Genomic DNA, 16876 nt, shown 5'->3' with positions numbered 1-16876 from the left:
CTTAAATAAATAATCGTTTTGTTTACTATCAATTAACCGGAGACATCTGACTTCAGACTATATTTTGAGCACGCTACCGCCCTTGGCTATCGCAACCAAATCGCGTCAGGCTTTATCGCTGTGCCCACAATTTCACGGTATAAGCCGCAGAAGCGGCGCCAACACCAGTTAAGCTAATCCTCAAGTCTCGTAAGAAGAGCGCTAACTAACTTGTCGCTAGCAAGCTCTGCCTGAGTGCTCAGTAAAACTAAAAACAGAGATATGCCAGCTGCCATATCTCTGTTTTCAAACTGCAACCGCAAATTCAACCCGCCAAAAAACGATAGATACTCTCCCCGTTTATAGGCCGGACATCTATCAGGACTTTCTCATTTAGTAATAACGAGGTCCTGCCGTTACCAGCAGTGAGAGTGAATCGAGGCGACTTGATATCAGTGTTGGAAGTACCCTGAGAAAAAATCTGAATGGTGGAATAAACCGCGGAGTTGCAACATAAGGCCAGGCCCCACTTTTGACCAACAACATCTGACCAAAGCAGATCGGCTATCTTTTTGGGTAAAACGCTCACGATATGTTCCAGAAGATGGGATAGAGAGATCATACGCCAACAACACATACACCAAACAGATGAATTATCTGCGTAGTATAGCGCTGGTTAGTCAGAATAAAAATGGGAAAGCTTAATAATTAATTCACAAAAAGAATGAATGATCAAAGGCAATCAATTGGGAATCACAAGACAATTACACAACCCGTGTAAAAACATGCAGTTACATAATGCAAAAAATTAAACAAATGGAATTCACGAATGATTCCTGCGGAAACACTCGGAGAATACATAATTTCTAACAATATAAAACCTCATCAGCTTAACGCTATTGATAGCGCATTCAATGTACAAACAAATCATTTCAAAGCATAAAAACCACAATGTTATTATTTGAATGCTAACCTCATTTCATGGTGATAATAATTATTATTTACCAATAACCACATGACTTTGAACTATCAGCGGCCCTTCTAACTGGCCACATCTATAGCAACAACATAGACTGCACTGGGAAAGCGGGTGATCCACGGGGCAAGCCAGTGTAAAATCGATGATTATATTGAGCGGGGCACAGCAAACCCGGAGGATAAATATGAAGTTTTTAGTGACTGGAGCCGCAGGATTCATCGGCTTTCACGCGTGCAAGCGCCTTCTGGAGGCGGGTCATGAGGTTGTCGGTATCGACAATATGAACGACTACTACGACGTCAATCTTAAACAGTCTCGCCTGGACTTACTGCAATCTCCCCTGTTCAGTTTTCACAAAATTGATCTGGCCGATCGTGAAGGTATGGCTCAACTTTTTGCTAGTGAGAAGTTTAATCGAGTGATCCACCTCGCCGCCCAGGCTGGCGTGCGTTATTCCCTGGAAAACCCGTTCGCTTACGCTGATTCCAACCTGATTGGTTATCTGAACATACTGGAAGGTTGCCGACATAATAAAGTCGAACATCTGTTATATGCCTCATCCAGCTCGGTCTATGGTTTAAACCGCAAGATGCCATTCTCAACCGACGATTCGGTTGATCACCCGGTTTCACTGTATGCGGCCACCAAGAAAGCAAACGAACTGATGGCGCATACCTACTCCCACCTTTACGGGATCCCAACAACCGGACTGCGATTCTTTACCGTTTACGGCCCATGGGGTCGGCCGGACATGGCGCTGTTCAAGTTCACGAAGGCTATGCTGGAAGGGAAGAGTATTGATGTATACAACTATGGGAAAATGAAGCGCGACTTCACCTATATTGACGATATCGTCGAGGCGATAGTGCGCATGCAGGATATCATTCCACAACCCAATCCTGAGTGGACGGTTGAGACGGGTTCGCCAGCGGACAGCTCAGCCCCGTATCGTGTTTATAACATCGGTAATAGTTCACCCGTCGAGCTAATGGATTACATCACTGCGCTGGAAGAGGCTTTAGGGATGAAGGCTGAGAAGAATATGATGCCGATTCAACCCGGAGATGTACTGGAAACCAGTGCCGATACCAAACCGCTGTATGACATGGTTGGATTCAGACCGCAGACAACGGTCAGACAGGGAGTGAAGAATTTCGTTGATTGGTATAAGGCATATTACAAAGCGTAATATCCGTAGATAGCAAACGATAAGCCGCAGTGTCTAAATTGCGGCTTTTTTACGCCGGGAGAAACGCCATTCAAAGACCCTTTTAGCTAGTCTCACTGATCGGACTTTGCTTATGAGTAATGTTCATAAAACCGACAAAATCTTGCCAAAGTAAACCAAGAATAAACTAACTGGAAATATTTTTTATCGTAAACCCGCACGCCCCTCCATTCCACCACCTCCTGTGCAGCCTATAATCTCACAGAACATGTAAAATACCGGATTTTAATCCATAAAGAATAATGACTACAGGTTTAGGCTTCAGTATAAAATCATGGAAAAGGCGTTATATCCTTTCCTGATAAATACCACACACAGCATATAGGAATTTTCTTAAACTTAGGTTATGTTAATCAAGCTAAAGCAAACTTTAGCAGATGTATCATGAGTACTCAGGCAAATGGATTTATACCATCACTCCCAATCTGGTATGTATCATGGAAAATATTTTTTTCTTGGTCGTTGCTGCCATACTACTGATTGTTTCAGTTTTCTTTCTGATTTCTTATCTCAAAGATCAGAAAAAAACCAAACTAACATTTAACAAGCGCAAGTGGTGAAACGAAAAGTTAATATAATTATAATGCTGGTATAGGAAATAATAATATAAGAATAAAACGCTGCCAGCGGTGGAGATCTGTACGGTCTTTATCAGCTGGCATTGGGAGATTGGTAGTGATGATAACCTTAAGTTATTCAGCTATCGGAAATCCATATTATGCATTAAAACATCAATAATACATCTCTATACCCTAAATAATTCGAGTTGCAGGCAGGCGGCAAGAGAGTGAATCCCGATGAGCTTACTTTGGTAAGTGACTCGGGTGAACGAGTGCAGCCAACGCACATGCAACTTGAAGTATGACGGGTATATGACTACAGGTGCATTATAAGCCAGTAATATCGCAGCTTCCCACAACGACCCCTGCTCACCTACCGAGCAAACATTAACCGGGAGTGCATAGCGCGATGGGGAGTTACATCTTTCAGAATCCTGGATTCAGAAATAACAAAAGCCTGCAAGCAGGCTCTGTTTTACCTTCCGGCGCTTATCTCCAGCATCTACATCTCAGTGACGGTAGCTCTTCACAAGGTAGATTTAACATATCCGACCTCAATGATTACGGCAAGATGATCAATTGAAGAATATAATCCGGGTCACGTTTTTTAGCATGATGTAATCTGAGAGGATATATGACATTTAGCGAAGTGAGTAGTGGCAGGAATATGGGGGAAGTGAGGGTGGGATATGAAGGTCCGGCCGGTAGTTTAAAACTACCGGCCAGAGAGTATTCAGTCACTGCCAAACAAATCACGGGTATAAACCTTCTCGGCTACATCCGATAATTCTTCAGCCATGCGGTTGGAAACAATAACATCTGCTTCTTGTTTGAAAGCATCAAAGTCACGAACGACGCGAGAGTTAAAGAACTCATCTTCCTGCATCACTGGCTCATAAATGATGACCGGGATGCCTTTGGCCTTGATACGCTTCATGATGCCCTGAATCGATGAAGCGCGGAAGTTATCAGAGCCACTCTTCATAATCAGGCGGTAGATGCCAACAACTTTAGGCTTACGCGCAAGGATAGAATCAGCAATAAAATCTTTACGTGTGCGGTTAGCATCAACGATTGCGCCAATGATGTTATTCGGCACGGATTCGTAGTTTGCCAGCAGCTGCTTGGTGTCCTTCGGCAGACAGTAGCCGCCGTAGCCAAACGAAGGATTGTTGTAGTGATTGCCGATACGCGGATCGAGACAAACACCTTCAATAATCTGCTTGCTGTTCAGGCCCTGGCTCTCAGCATAGCTATCCAGCTCATTAAAGTAAGCCACGCGCAATGCAAGATAGGTGTTCGCAAATAACTTAATAGCTTCAGCTTCAGTAGAGTCGGTAAACAGCGTCGGGATATCCTGCTTAATCGCCCCTTCTTTCAGCAGGTTAGCAAAACGCTCTGCGCGTTCTGAACGCTCACCAATAACGATGCGGGATGGATGCAGGTTGTCGTATAACGCGCGACCTTCACGCAGGAACTCCGGAGAGAAAATAACATTATCAATCCCCAGACGCTCTTTAATATCGCGAGTAAAACCGACGGGAATTGTTGATTTAATAATCATTACCGCGTTAGGGTTAATTTCCGTGACATCACGAATAACGGCTTCAACGGTTGAAGTATTAAAGTAATTTGTTTTTGGGTCGTAATCAGTCGGCGTAGCGATAATGACATAATCAGCATTACGATAGGCATCATGCTTGTCAGTTGTCGCACGAAAATTCAACGGTTTTTCCGCCAGATATTCCTGGATCTCCTTATCGACGATCGGGGAGATCTTTTGGTTAATCATATCAACTTTAGATTGAATGATATCCAGCGCAACCACCTCGTGGTTCTGCGCAATCAGGATGCCATTCGATAGACCAACATAACCGGTACCGGAAATTGTAATTTTCATTCGATCACACTTTAATCAGTTAACTGGACGGCGGCGGGTAGCCGCTAATTAATCAAAACTGTTGATATTTCTACTCTTAGAAGGATTGTAAGTCAAGCAAGGTCAAGATGGAGTAAACACTATTAAACGACGTCTGAAATACTGGATAGGCCTAAAATAAGGCTATCCAGTAAGTTAAGTAATATTCAATAACTATTTATATACTTCCGCAGTTTCTAAGGTATGAGCCTGCAAATCTTTATCCGATAAAGAAAGAGAACAATCTGAAATCTCAGGCCACTGAATGTTAATTTGTGGATCATTCCAGATAATACTGCGCTCTGACTGCGGTGCGTAGTAATTAGTCGCTTTATACACAAACTGTACCGTCTCACTCAACGCCATAAAGCCATGGGCAAATCCTTCCGGGATCCACAGCTGACGCTTGTTTTCCGCGCTCAGTACCGCCCCGACCCATTGGCCAAAAGTCGGTGAAGAACGGCGAATATCAACTGCCACGTCAAAAACTTCACCTTCAATGCAGCGCACAAGTTTTCCTTGGGCATGTGGATCAAGCTGGTAATGCAACCCGCGCAGGACTCCTTTCTGTGACTGAGAGTGGTTATCTTGCACAAACTCTACTTTCCGCCCGACAGCCTCATCAAATACTTTACTGCTGAAGCTTTCAAAGAAAAAACCACGTGCATCACCAAAAACACGCGGTTCAAAAATAAGCACTTCAGGGATATCTGTCTTAATAATATTCATATCTTGTCTGCCCGTTTACTTGCCCAGAACTTCAGTTACCACACGCCCCACACCCTGACGCCAGTCCGGAAGTGTCACACCAAATACCCGCTGGAATTTCTCATTGGACAACCGCGAGTTCAGCGGGCGCTTTGCCGGTGTCGGATAGGCAGTGGTCGGGATGCCGCTCACTTCTTTAATTGCGAGCTCTGCTCCTTGCGCACGCGCCACGTCAAAGACAAACTCCGCATACTCCGCCCAGCAGGTTTCACCGCTAGCCACCAGGTGATAGGTCCCGGCAACAGCAGGATTACGCAGCTCTTCACGAATGGCTATCGCGGTACAATCTGCCAGCAGCTCCGCGCCGGTTGGCGCACCGTGCTGGTCATTGATAATTGACAGCGATTCTTTCTCACCAGCCAGACGCAACATCGTTTTGGCGAAATTTGCCCCACGGGTGGCATATACCCAGCTGGTACGGAAAATCAGATGCCGCGGATTACCCTGCTCCAGCGCAATCTCTCCGGCACGTTTGGTTTCACCGTATACGTTCAGCGGGCCTGTTGCCTCATCTTCTTGACGATAATGAGTACCCTGGCCGTCAAACACATAATCCGTCGAATAATGCACCATTAGCGCACCCAGTTTTGCCGACTCTGCAGCCAGCACAGCAACACCCCGGTCATTCAGCAGGTCAGAGAGCTCACGCTCACTTTCTGCTTTATCCACTGCCGTGTGCGCTGCTGCGTTGACCACTACATCCGGCCTCACTGCACGCACGGTCTGCGCGATCCCGTCAAGGTTTGTCAGGTCACCACATAGATCTTTATCAAAAAAGTCCACGGCAACCACCTCGCCCAGCGTGGATAACGAACGCTGCAGTTCCCAGCCAACCTGACCATTCTTACCAATCAATAAAATTTTCATTATTCATACCTTATATATGATCGGTAAACGATTAACGCTCGTTAAGCAGACGTTTAAGGTAAGCGCCGTATTCGGTTTTCTTCAGGCGTTCAGCCTGTTTCGCAACCCCTTCCGCACTCAGCCAGTCTTTGCGATAAGCAATCTCTTCCAGACAGGCGACTTTCATCCCCTGGCGTTTCTCAATGGTATGGATGAACTGTGAGGCTTCAATCAGGCTGTCATGTGTACCCGTATCAAGCCAGGCGAAACCACGCCCCAGCAACTCCACCTGCAAATCGCCTCTGTCCAGATACATCTGGTTTAGCGTGGTGATTTCAAGCTCCCCACGCTCGGATGGCTTAACTTCCTTAGCCATCTCTACCACGTCGGTATCGTAAAAATAGAGGCCGGTCACTGCCCAATCAGATTTAGGCTTCAACGGCTTCTCTTCAATCGACAACGCCTTAAAGTTCTCGTCAAACTCCACCACACCAAAACGCTCAGGGTCCAAAACCTGATATCCGAACACGGTGGCACCTGATGTTTTACTCGCTGCAGCATCCAGTTTCCGACCAAAGCTCTGACCAAAATAGATGTTGTCACCCAGAACTAACGCACAGGCATCGTTACCAATGAATTTCTCACCAATAATAAAAGCCTGCGCCAGGCCATCTGGCGATGGCTGAATGGCGTAGCTGAAGTTAACACCAAACTGTGAACCATCACCTAGCAACCGCTGGAATGCTGGCATATCTTCCGGCGTGGTAATGATCAGGATATCGCGGATCCCTGCCAGCATCAGCACTGAGATCGGATAGTAAATCATGGGCTTATCATAAATTGGCAGCAGTTGCTTAGATACACCTTGGGTGATTGGGTATAAACGCGTGCCGGAACCGCCGGCCAGTACAATTCCTTTCATTCTTTTTTCCTTTTTTAGTTGTTCAGACCAAGACGCTCACCGGCATAGGAGCCGTCCAGAACACGCTGCCACCAGGTTTGATTATTCAGGTACCAGTTGACCGTTTTCTCAATGCCGCTTTCAAACGTCTCTTCGGGCACCCAGCCGAGATCACGCTGAATTTTTGCCGCATCGATAGCGTAACGTAAGTCATGACCTGGACGATCCTTCACGAAGGTGATCAGATCGGCAAACTGGCTGATATTGCCTGGTTTCTGTTCAACCACTTTATCGAGGATGGCGCAGATGGTGCGAACTACATCAATGTTTTTACGCTCATTGTGTCCACCGATGTTATATGTTTCACCGCTCTGCCCCTCGGTTGCAACTTTGTAAAGTGCACGGGCGTGATCTTCCACATATAGCCAGTCACGAATTTGCTCGCCGTTGCCGTAGACCGGCAGCGGTTTCCCGGCGAGCGCATTGAGGATGGTCAGTGGAATAAGTTTTTCCGGGAAGTGATACGGGCCGTAGTTATTAGAGCAGTTGGTCACCACCACCGGCAAACCGTAAGTGCGGTTCCAGGCACGGACCAGATGATCGCTACCGGCTTTGGAGGCAGAGTACGGGCTACTTGGCGCGTACGGGGTCTCTTCGGTGAACAGATTATCGGTACCGTGCAGATCACCATAAACTTCATCAGTAGAAATATGGTGGAAGCGGAAAGCCTGTTTCTGCACATCATCGAGAGTAGACCAGTGGTGACGGGCAGCTTCCAGAAGGGTGAAGGTACCAATCAGGTTGGTCTGGATAAAGGCTGCTGGGCCATCAATAGAGCGGTCAACATGACTCTCAGCAGCCAAATGCATCACGATATCCGGACGGAACTCGCTGAACTGCGCCGTTACCGCTGCGGCATCTGTGATATCTGTCTGGGAGAAGGAATAGCGTTCATGGCTAGATACTGGAGCCAGGGACTCAAGGTTACCTGCATAGGTGAGGCAATCTATTACCCGAACCTCGTCGGAGGTATTCTCAATAATATGACGGACAACAGCAGAACCAATAAAACCTGCGCCGCCAGTGACAAGGATCTTCATACTTTATCTCTTCTGATGGTAAATATAATTTAACAGTATGGCCCTTACAATATTTAATAAACGAATCCAACTGCAAAAGCCATATTAAATGATGAACTGCATGCCAAGAATAATTTCTAAACAGTGAACTTATGAAGCAGACAAATTCAATGAGATGAATTTAATTTAAGTAATCTAATAAGTTCGACGTCATCACTTTCATCAATTCAACATTTGATTTAGATTCAACATTCAAACGCACTACCGGCTCCGTATTCGAGCTGCGCAGATTAAAGCGCCACTCCGGGTATTCAATACTGATGCCGTCGGTGGTGTCCACATTTGCCGCATCTGCCTCATAACGTTCGCGGATGCGCGCAATCGCCGCTGCCGCATTCTCCAGCTTGCGGTTAATTTCCCCGGAGGCCGGGAACGCCGCCTGCCTGTCCGCCACCAGCGCTTTCAGCGGGCTGTTTTTCAGACACAGCAGCTCCGCCACCAGCAACCACGGGATCATCCCGCTGTCACAGTAGGCGAAATCACGGAAATAGTGATGCGCACTCATCTCACCGCCGTAAATCGCATCTTCCTGACGCATACGCTCTTTAATGAACGCATGTCCGGTCTTCGACATCACCGGCCTGCCGCCGCTGCGGGTCACGATATCCACCGTGTTCCACGTCAGACGCGGGTCATGGATAATTTTGGCCCCCGGCTGCTTTTGCAGGAAGGCCTCCGCCAGCAGGCCAACTATATAATACCCTTCGATAAATTCAGCATCATTATCAAACATAAAGCAGCGGTCGAAGTCCCCGTCAAAGGCAATCCCCATATCCGCCCCGTGCTCGCGTACCGCATCAGCGGTATCCTGGCGACACTCCGGCAGCAGCGGGTTAGGGATACCGTTGGGGAAATTGCCGTCCGGCTGGTGATGCACCTTAATAAAGGTCACCGGCACGCCAGCTGCAACAAAGCGCTTTTCCACTTCATCAATCACATGACCGGCGGCACCGTTGCCGGAGTTCACCACCAGCTTCAGCGGGCGGGTGAAGTTTGCCAGGTTCACGTAGCCCATCAGGTGGTCCACGTATTCCTGCAGGACAGATATCTGACGCAGGGTACCGCGACGGGATGCGTCCACCGGAGGAAACTGATTCTCTTCCGCCAGACGCTGGATATCGCGCAGGCCGGTATCGCCGCTGATGGGCTTCGCGTTTTCACGCACCAGCTTCATCCCGTTGTAGTTCATCGGATTATGGCTGGCCGTCACTTCAATGCCACCGTCCACGCCCAGGTGGAACGTGGCGAAGTAAATCTCCTCGGTGCCGCTCATACCGATATCCAGCACGTCGGTACCCGCATCCATCAGGCCGTTGGCCAGCGCCAGCTTCAGGGACTCGCTGGTCAGACGGACGTCGCCGCCCACCACGATTTTTTTTGGCTTCAGGAACTCACCATAGGCGCGCCCGATGCGGTAGGCGATATCTTCGTTTAATTCTTCACCCAGTTTGCCGCGAATATCGTAAGCTTTAAAACAGGTTAATTTTGCCATCTATTTAATCCTTAAATACAAATTAGCAACGACCGTACTGGTCTTTAATACGGATAATATCGTCTTCGCCCAGATACGACCCGGACTGAATTTCCAGCACTTCCAGCGGAATACGTCCCGGGTTTTCCAGGCAGTGTTCGGCACCGATGGGAATAAAGGTCGACTGATTCTCCGTGAGCAGGAACTGCTTGCCGTTGACCGTTATCTGCCCCGTGCCCGCAAGGATCACCCAGTGCTCGGCGCGGTGGTGATGCATCTGCATGGAGAATGCGCCACCCGGCTTGACGGTAATGCGGTTAACGTTAAAGCGCGGCGTCTGCACCACCACGTCGCTACGTCCCCACGGGCGATATATTTCGCGGTGGCGTTTATATTCGCTGCGCTGGTTGCTCTTCAGGTACTCAACGACCTTTTTCACGTCCTGGGCGCGATTTTTGTTCATCACCAGCACCGCGTCTTTGGTACTGACAATCACCAGGTCCTCAACGCCAATCGCTGCCACCAGCTTTTCGTCACTGTTGATGTAGCAGTTCTGGCTGTTGTGTACCCAGGCATCTCCCTTTAACACATTACCCATTTCATCTTTCGGGCTGACCTCCCACAGCGCTGACCAGGAGCCAACATCGCTCCAGTCCGCATCCAGCCCCACCACCACCGCATCGGCGGTTTTTTCCATCACCGCATAGTCGACGGACTCATCCGGACAGGCACTGAACACATCATGCGGGATGCTGATAAAGTCGCTGCCGCAGTCGGCCGCCCGGACGGCAGCCGTGCAGGCTTCAAGGATATCCGGGCGGAATTTCGCCAGCTCGGAGAGGTACTTTTTCGCCCGGAACATAAACATGCCGCTGTTCCAGTAGTATTCGCCGGAGGCCAGATAGGCCTGCGCACGTTCAAAGTCAGGTTTCTCCACAAAACGGGCGACCTGATAAGGCGTGTGCTCCCCCTCCCCCAGCGCATCGCCACGCTGGATATAACCGTAGCCGGTTTCCGGGGTGTTCGGCACGATGCCGAAGGTCACCAGGTGGTCGTCCTGCGCGTACTGTTCCGCCACGCGGATGGCGTCGTGGAAGACCTGCTGATTATTAATGATATGGTCAGCCGCCAGCACCAGCATCAGCGGGTCATCGCCATTCTGCGTGGCCTGCAATGCCGCGAGCGCGATAGCCGGGGCGGTATTGCGGCCTACCGGCTCAAGGATGATATTTTTCGACAGTTTATTGAGCTGTCTCAGCTGCTCGGCTACCAGAAAACGATGCTCTTCGTTGCAGATGACCATGGGCTCATGGATATCCAGCCCGGAGAGGCGCGAGATGGTTTCCTGCAACATGGAGTTCTGCCCGTACAGTCGCAGGAACTGTTTTGGATAGAGCTCACGGGACATCGGCCACAGGCGGCTACCGGTGCCACCAGCCATAATCACAGGAAGCAACATAACAAAATCCTTAATAAAATGAAGTAATAAAAATGACGTTATAGAAGTAATGACTTCTTCTTTTGTAAATTTAAACATTCAAACTTGCAAAAAAAGAAGACATGATATTTTGAAGGAGATAAATAAATTATTATATTTGCAATTATAGACTTATATCTTGATTTAATATTCAATTTCTAATTATAAAAAACCTGGCTTTCACCAGGTTTTTTATTGCAGTATATTAATTATTCCATCCACTCGGTATGGAATACACCTTCTTTATCAGTACGCTTATAAGTATGGGCACCGAAGTAGTCACGCTGCGCCTGAATCAAGTTGGCAGGCAGAACTGCGGAACGATAGCTATCGTAGTAAGCAATGGCCGCAGAGAAGGTTGGAACCGGAATGCCATTCTGCACTGCATAAGCAACGACGTCGCGCAACGCTTGCTGATAGTCATCAGCAATTTGCTTGAAGTATGGAGCAAGCAGCAGGTTGGCAATGTCAGCATTCTGCTCGTAGGCATCAGTTATCTTCTGCAGGAACTGAGCACGAATGATGCAACCAGCACGGAAGATTTTAGCAATCTCACCGTAGTTCAGATCCCAGTTGTATTCATCAGATGCCGCACGCAGCTGGGAGAAACCCTGAGCATAAGAAACTAGCTTACCCAGATACAGAGCGCGACGTACTTTCTCAATAAACTCTACTTTATTACCAGCAGTCTTTGCTTGCGGTCCAGTAAGAACTTTTGACGCTGCAACACGCTGCTCTTTCAGAGAGGAGATATAGCGAGCAAATACGGATTCGGTAATAAGAGATAATGGTTCACCCAAGTCCAGAGAACTCTGGCTGGTCCATTTACCGGTGCCTTTGTTGGCTGCTTCATCCAGAATCACATCAACCAGGTATTTACCCTCTTCATCTTTTTTGGTGAAGATATCTTTGGTGATGTCGATCAGGTAGCTGCTCAGCTCACCCTCATTCCATTCAGTAAAGGTCTGAGCCAGCTCTTCGTTAGAAAGAGCCAGACCACCTTTCAGTAAAGCATAGGCTTCAGCAATTAGCTGCATGTCACCATATTCAATACCGTTGTGGACCATTTTTACATAATGACCAGCACCATCCGCACCAATATAGGTTACACACGGCTCACCATCTTCTGCGACGGCAGCAATCTGCTTAAGAATTGGAGCAACCAGTTCATAAGCTTCTTTCTGCCCACCAGGCATAATAGAAGGACCTTTCAGAGCGCCCTCTTCCCCGCCGGATACGCCAGTACCAATAAAGTTGAAGCCATCAGCAGAAAGTTCACGATTACGACGAATAGTGTCCTGGAAGAAGGTATTACCACCATCAATGATGATGTCCCCTTTGTCCAGGTAAGGCTTCAGAGAGTCGATGGCACTATCAGTGCCTGCGCCCGCCTTCACCATTAACAGGATACGGCGCGGAGTTTCGAGCGATTCAACAAACTCTTGCACAGTATAGTGTGGGACCAGTTTCTTACCAGGGTTCTCGGCAATCACTTCTTCGGTCTTTTCACGGGAGCGGTTGAAAACGGAGACGGTATAACCACGGCTCTCGATGTTGAGCGCAAGGTTGCGCCCCATCACTGCCATACCGACAACCCCGATCTGTTGCTTGGACATTACATACTCCTGTCAGGTGTGGTCACTGCGACTGTTCGCAGCTTAAATGTGATGATTATGTTAGCGCAAAGCAGGTAGAGAGCATAGAGTAAAATGGGTGATGGACACAAAATGAGTAATTAATAGCATGAAAACAAAAACACAAGAAATACAAAACAAAATTAATAGGCCGATTTATTGATAAAGCCTTTAAATACCGTTAGGAAAATAATTTTTAAATCTAGCCAAATACTCCACCCTCGAATATATAACAGATCATACTCAATCCTCTTTTCCATTTTTTCTAAAGTATCTGTCTCACCACGCCAACCATTAATTTGAGCTAAGCCCGTAATACCAGGTTTAACTTTATGCCTTAACATGTAGCCTTGGATAAGAGACCGATACTGCTCATTATGTGATACTGCATGAGGTCTTGGACCAACTACAGACATTTGCCCAAAAAACACATTAAAAAACTGAGGTAATTCGTCAAGCGATGTGCTCCGAAGAAATTTCCCAACCTTTGTTACTCGGGTATCATTTTTTGTTGCCTGGATGATTTTGTCACCATTCTCCATGACAACCATTGAGCGAAACTTCCAAACTTTTATGGGTTTGCCATCCATACCATACCGGATTTGTCTGAATATAATTGGCCCTGGCGATGTAAATTTAACCAAGCCCGCGATGAGAAGTAAGAGCGGTGAGATAATTATAAGAATAGTTGATGAAACAAAAATATCCTCAAGACGCTTAAATATCATATTGATACCACTTAATGGGGTATCAAAAAGAGGAACAACAGGGACACCGTTTATTTCTTCCGTACGCGATTGGAGAATATTAAATGTAAAAATGTCAGGAATAAGCAAAACTGAGCATGTTGTATCAGTCAATTGGCTTACTATCTTTTTAATTATAGCCTCATCTTTCATATTTAACGCAATGTAGATGCGATCAATTTTACCATCCCTAGCATCGGATACAAGTTGTGAGAAATTACCATTATAAGGAACACGACCATAACTTTCCAATGGATTATCGTCATATACTCCTTTAACAATAAAACCTAACCACGACTCATCAAGGAAACCTTCGAGCAAACGAATCCCGGCGGGGGTGGAACCTACAACTGCAACAACTCGAGTATTATATCCAAGTTTACGTAATAAACCAGCGCTAAGTCTTATACCGGCCCTGCATAAAACCAAACCTATAGAAACCAATAAATACCATTGAACAAAAAATATAAAAGAAGAATTAAAATCTGGAAAAAAAGAGAAAGCACCCAGTGTTAACAATAAACTCAACGTCCAATTTTTTAGAATAAGAACTAATTCAGCGGAAATTTTAACCCCGCGCCAAGATCTATAAAAATCAGTTATACCACCAATCATTTGGAATAGTACAAGCACAGCGAGCGCCAATAAAACAAATTTATATCCGAATGCAAATTCATTATAAAGACAAAGAACATAAGAACTAAAAAAAATAATAGATATATCAGAGAAACGTTGAACCATTGATATAAGCGAGGCATTAGCATTTGCTCGTGCTCGATGGGAGAATGTAGTCATGCTAGTTTCACTCTAATTAACTATAGTCTAATATTTATTCATGAAAAACCAGAAACACATTAGAATATTTGAATTTTACAAACTCAACTCAAAGAGTATATTAGTGTTTACCTAATAGATAAACTACCAGTCAGTGGATAGTCATCTCAACAACAAAGACAAGATCAACATGAATACTTGAAAGCTAGTTAAGTATTACCCACTGGTCAGTTAGACATCAATAAAGAAAGAACACAATAATTTAACAACATCAACGAATAAGATAAATTAAGGACTAACTATTGTAGAAAACTATGATTCTTTAGTCTGTAAATAACTTTCAAAACTGAAATCATTTTTGTTTTCAGCATGAAAACAAAACATTTTTCTTTGAAGGAAAGATAAGAAAAATCAATGTCATTTAATGCGCGTAGATATGGTTCCTCGCGAAGTAAAGAGGTCAAAGAATCACCCTGTTTACTAACATAATTTTCATGGCAATAATAGTAAAGTAAATAGGAGTTTATACTTGTCAATATCTTAGCATTTAATGCTTTTTTATAACTCACATCTCCAGCAAGACAGCTATCTATAAAATCATCAACTTCAGAATAATACATTTCAAAGTGAGAGATAATTCTTGGATTATATTTAAAGCTGGCGGAGTTGTTTTCCATTCTATAGTTATATTTATTCTGCCCTGTATAAGATATAGCTCTTGCATAATGTAAAGCATATAGACAAAATATATTATCTTGCATACGAACCATTTTTGGCACAAATTTCAGATCAAATTTTTTCAGGAAGTCAGTTCTAAACAATTTTCCCCAAGGAACCCCAGGCCCGATCATTTCTGGGTAATATCCGGCAAGAACTTTACTTACTAGTTGCCCAAGTAGTACAGACTTGTTTTCTACCAAACCAATCATTGTTGCTGGAAGAAAATGATTCCTTATCGTATTGCTACCCTCTACTACATTACAATCGCAGATTACAACGTCAATGTCCTCTTTAATCCATTTGAGCATAGACTCGAGATAATCTACTTCAAGCCAATCATCAGGGTCGACAAATGCAATCCACTCACCTTTAGCAATGCTTAACCCATTATTTCTAGCAATTGACACACCGCTGTTGATCTGGTCAATTACAATAATTCTTTCATCTTTCGCAGATAGTTGGTTACAAACGGTTAGGCCATTATTCGAGGAACCATCATTTACAAGAATAATTTCTATGTCGTCTATGGTCTGCCTGCATACGGAAGCGACACATTTAGTTAAATATTCTTCAGGGATATTGTAAATAGGTAGTACAACGCTGATGATTGGCATTATTAATTCCTGTAATACATTCAAATATTTTTAGCGGCGCAATCCAAAGCCTCAGCTATAATATGGTGCATGTCATAATATTTATACATACCCAAGCGACCTCCAAATATTATATTCTGTTCATTTTGGGATAGTGCGAAATATCTTTGATACAGCTCATTATTATTTTTATCATTGATAGGGTAATAAGGTTCGTCACCTTTGACCCAATCTGCAGGATACTCATGTGTTATTACTGTAGAAGGCTGTTCGCCAAATTCAAAATGCTTATGCTCTATAATCCGCGTGAACGGTATTTCAAATTGAGTATAGTTAACAACTGCATTACCTTGAAAGTTCTCAAGTTCAAGCGTCTCTGTTTCAAATTTTAGGCTCCTATACTCAAGTGTTCCATAGCAATAATCATAGAACTGGTCGATCATTCCAGTAAATAATATTTTTTCTGCTTGTTTCAAAAGGTCTTCACGATTTTCAAAAAAATCAACATTAAGTAAAACATCAACACCATCTAACATTTTTTCCACTATCTGCGTATAACCACCAATAGGTATACCTTGGTATTTATCGCTAAAATAATTATTATCGTAAGAGAATCGAACAGGTAAGCGTTTTATTATGAATGCAGGGATATCTGTAGCTTTACGGCCCCATTGTTTCTCTGTATATCCCTTAATTAGCTTTTCATATATATCACGCCCCACTAAGGAGATCGCTTGCTCTTCCAGGTTCTGTGGGTTGGCAATATTTTCGTTTGCAATTTGCTCAGATATTTTCTCTTTCGCTTCCTGTGGAGTCACAACACCCCAAAGTTTATTAAAAGTATTCATATTAAATGGCAGATTATAAACTTCATTTTCATATTTTGCGATGGGTGAATTAGTATACCGATTAAACTCTGCAAATTGTTGAACATAATCCCATATTAATTTATTGCTAGTGTGAAAAATATGAGCACCATATTGATGGACATTAATTCCATTAATCTCTTTTGTATAAATATTACCTGCCACGTGCGAACGTTTATCTATAACAAGACATTTCTTACCTTTTTTCTTAGCCTCGTATGCGAAAACCGCTCCGAAGAGTCCGGCACCAACGATTAGAAAATCATACTTCATGTCA

At 44.9% G+C, this 16876-nt stretch carries 13 protein-coding genes; 2 read left to right on the top strand and 11 right to left on the bottom strand.

Translation table 11 applies throughout. From position 1 onward, the window contains the following. The first annotated feature begins 1142 nt into the window (after positions 1-1142). Positions 1143-2147 carry an NAD-dependent epimerase gene (locus ACMYSL_RS10190; RefSeq protein WP_182207293.1) on the top strand — a complete coding sequence of 335 codons (1005 nt, stop codon included), beginning with the start codon at positions 1143-1145 and terminating at the stop codon, positions 2145-2147. Between the two features lie 476 nt (positions 2148-2623). Next, positions 2624-2746, top strand: coding sequence for a small membrane protein (locus ACMYSL_RS10185; protein WP_142512903.1), 123 nt, complete (start codon positions 2624-2626; stop codon positions 2744-2746). 733 nt (positions 2747-3479) lie between these two features. Here ACMYSL_RS10185 and ugd read toward each other — a convergent pair. From ugd to glf, 11 genes are all read right to left on the bottom strand, one after another. Next, positions 3480-4646, bottom strand: coding sequence for a UDP-glucose 6-dehydrogenase (gene ugd / locus ACMYSL_RS10180; RefSeq protein WP_182207294.1), 1167 nt, complete (start codon positions 4644-4646; stop codon positions 3480-3482). Positions 4647-4838: 192 nt separating this feature from the next. After that, positions 4839-5393, bottom strand: a complete 555-nt coding sequence (gene rfbC / locus ACMYSL_RS10175) for a dTDP-4-dehydrorhamnose 3,5-epimerase (protein WP_287854975.1) — start codon at positions 5391-5393, stop codon at positions 4839-4841. A gap of 15 nt (positions 5394-5408) precedes the next feature. Beyond that, entirely contained in the window at positions 5409-6299 is an 891-nt protein-coding gene (rfbD, locus tag ACMYSL_RS10170; protein WP_434662590.1) for a dTDP-4-dehydrorhamnose reductase, read from the bottom strand. Positions 6300-6330: 31 nt separating this feature from the next. Next, on the bottom strand, positions 6331-7200 hold the full coding sequence (rfbA, locus tag ACMYSL_RS10165) for a glucose-1-phosphate thymidylyltransferase RfbA (protein ID WP_434662587.1): 870 nt from the start codon (positions 7198-7200) through the stop codon (positions 6331-6333). Positions 7201-7214: 14 nt separating this feature from the next. After that, positions 7215-8279 (bottom strand): dTDP-glucose 4,6-dehydratase, encoded by a 1065-nt coding sequence (rfbB, locus tag ACMYSL_RS10160; protein WP_434662585.1) that lies wholly within the window; start codon positions 8277-8279, stop codon positions 7215-7217. Positions 8280-8439: 160 nt separating this feature from the next. Beyond that, the gene (gene rfbK, locus ACMYSL_RS10155; protein ID WP_434662582.1) at positions 8440-9810 is read right to left on the bottom strand and encodes an O9 family phosphomannomutase RfbK; all 1371 of its coding nucleotides are present in this window, start codon (positions 9808-9810) and stop codon (positions 8440-8442) included. Between the two features lie 22 nt (positions 9811-9832). Continuing rightward, positions 9833-11248, bottom strand: a complete 1416-nt coding sequence (locus ACMYSL_RS10150; protein ID WP_434662580.1) for a mannose-1-phosphate guanylyltransferase/mannose-6-phosphate isomerase — start codon at positions 11246-11248, stop codon at positions 9833-9835. A gap of 227 nt (positions 11249-11475) precedes the next feature. After that, entirely contained in the window at positions 11476-12882 is a 1407-nt protein-coding gene (gene gndA / locus ACMYSL_RS10145) for an NADP-dependent phosphogluconate dehydrogenase (protein WP_434662577.1), read from the bottom strand. A 161-nt stretch (positions 12883-13043) separates the two neighbouring features. Continuing rightward, complete coding sequence (gene wcaJ / locus ACMYSL_RS10140) at positions 13044-14441, bottom strand: undecaprenyl-phosphate glucose phosphotransferase (protein ID WP_434662574.1); 1398 nt, start codon at positions 14439-14441, stop codon at positions 13044-13046. 278 nt (positions 14442-14719) lie between these two features. Then, positions 14720-15754: a glycosyltransferase family 2 protein gene (locus ACMYSL_RS10135; RefSeq protein ID WP_434662571.1), complete on the bottom strand. Its 1035-nt coding sequence runs from the start codon at positions 15752-15754 to the stop codon at positions 14720-14722. 20 nt (positions 15755-15774) lie between these two features. Further along, entirely contained in the window at positions 15775-16872 is a 1098-nt protein-coding gene (glf, locus tag ACMYSL_RS10130) for a UDP-galactopyranose mutase (RefSeq protein WP_434662568.1), read from the bottom strand. Positions 16873-16876: the final 4 nt, after the last annotated feature.

It is taken from the genome of Klebsiella sp. MISC125, assembly GCF_051131775.1.
GTDB lineage: Bacteria > Pseudomonadota > Gammaproteobacteria > Enterobacterales > Enterobacteriaceae > Klebsiella.
The sequence above is the reverse complement of the archived record's forward strand: the minus strand, read 5'-3'. Positions and strand labels throughout refer to the sequence as shown.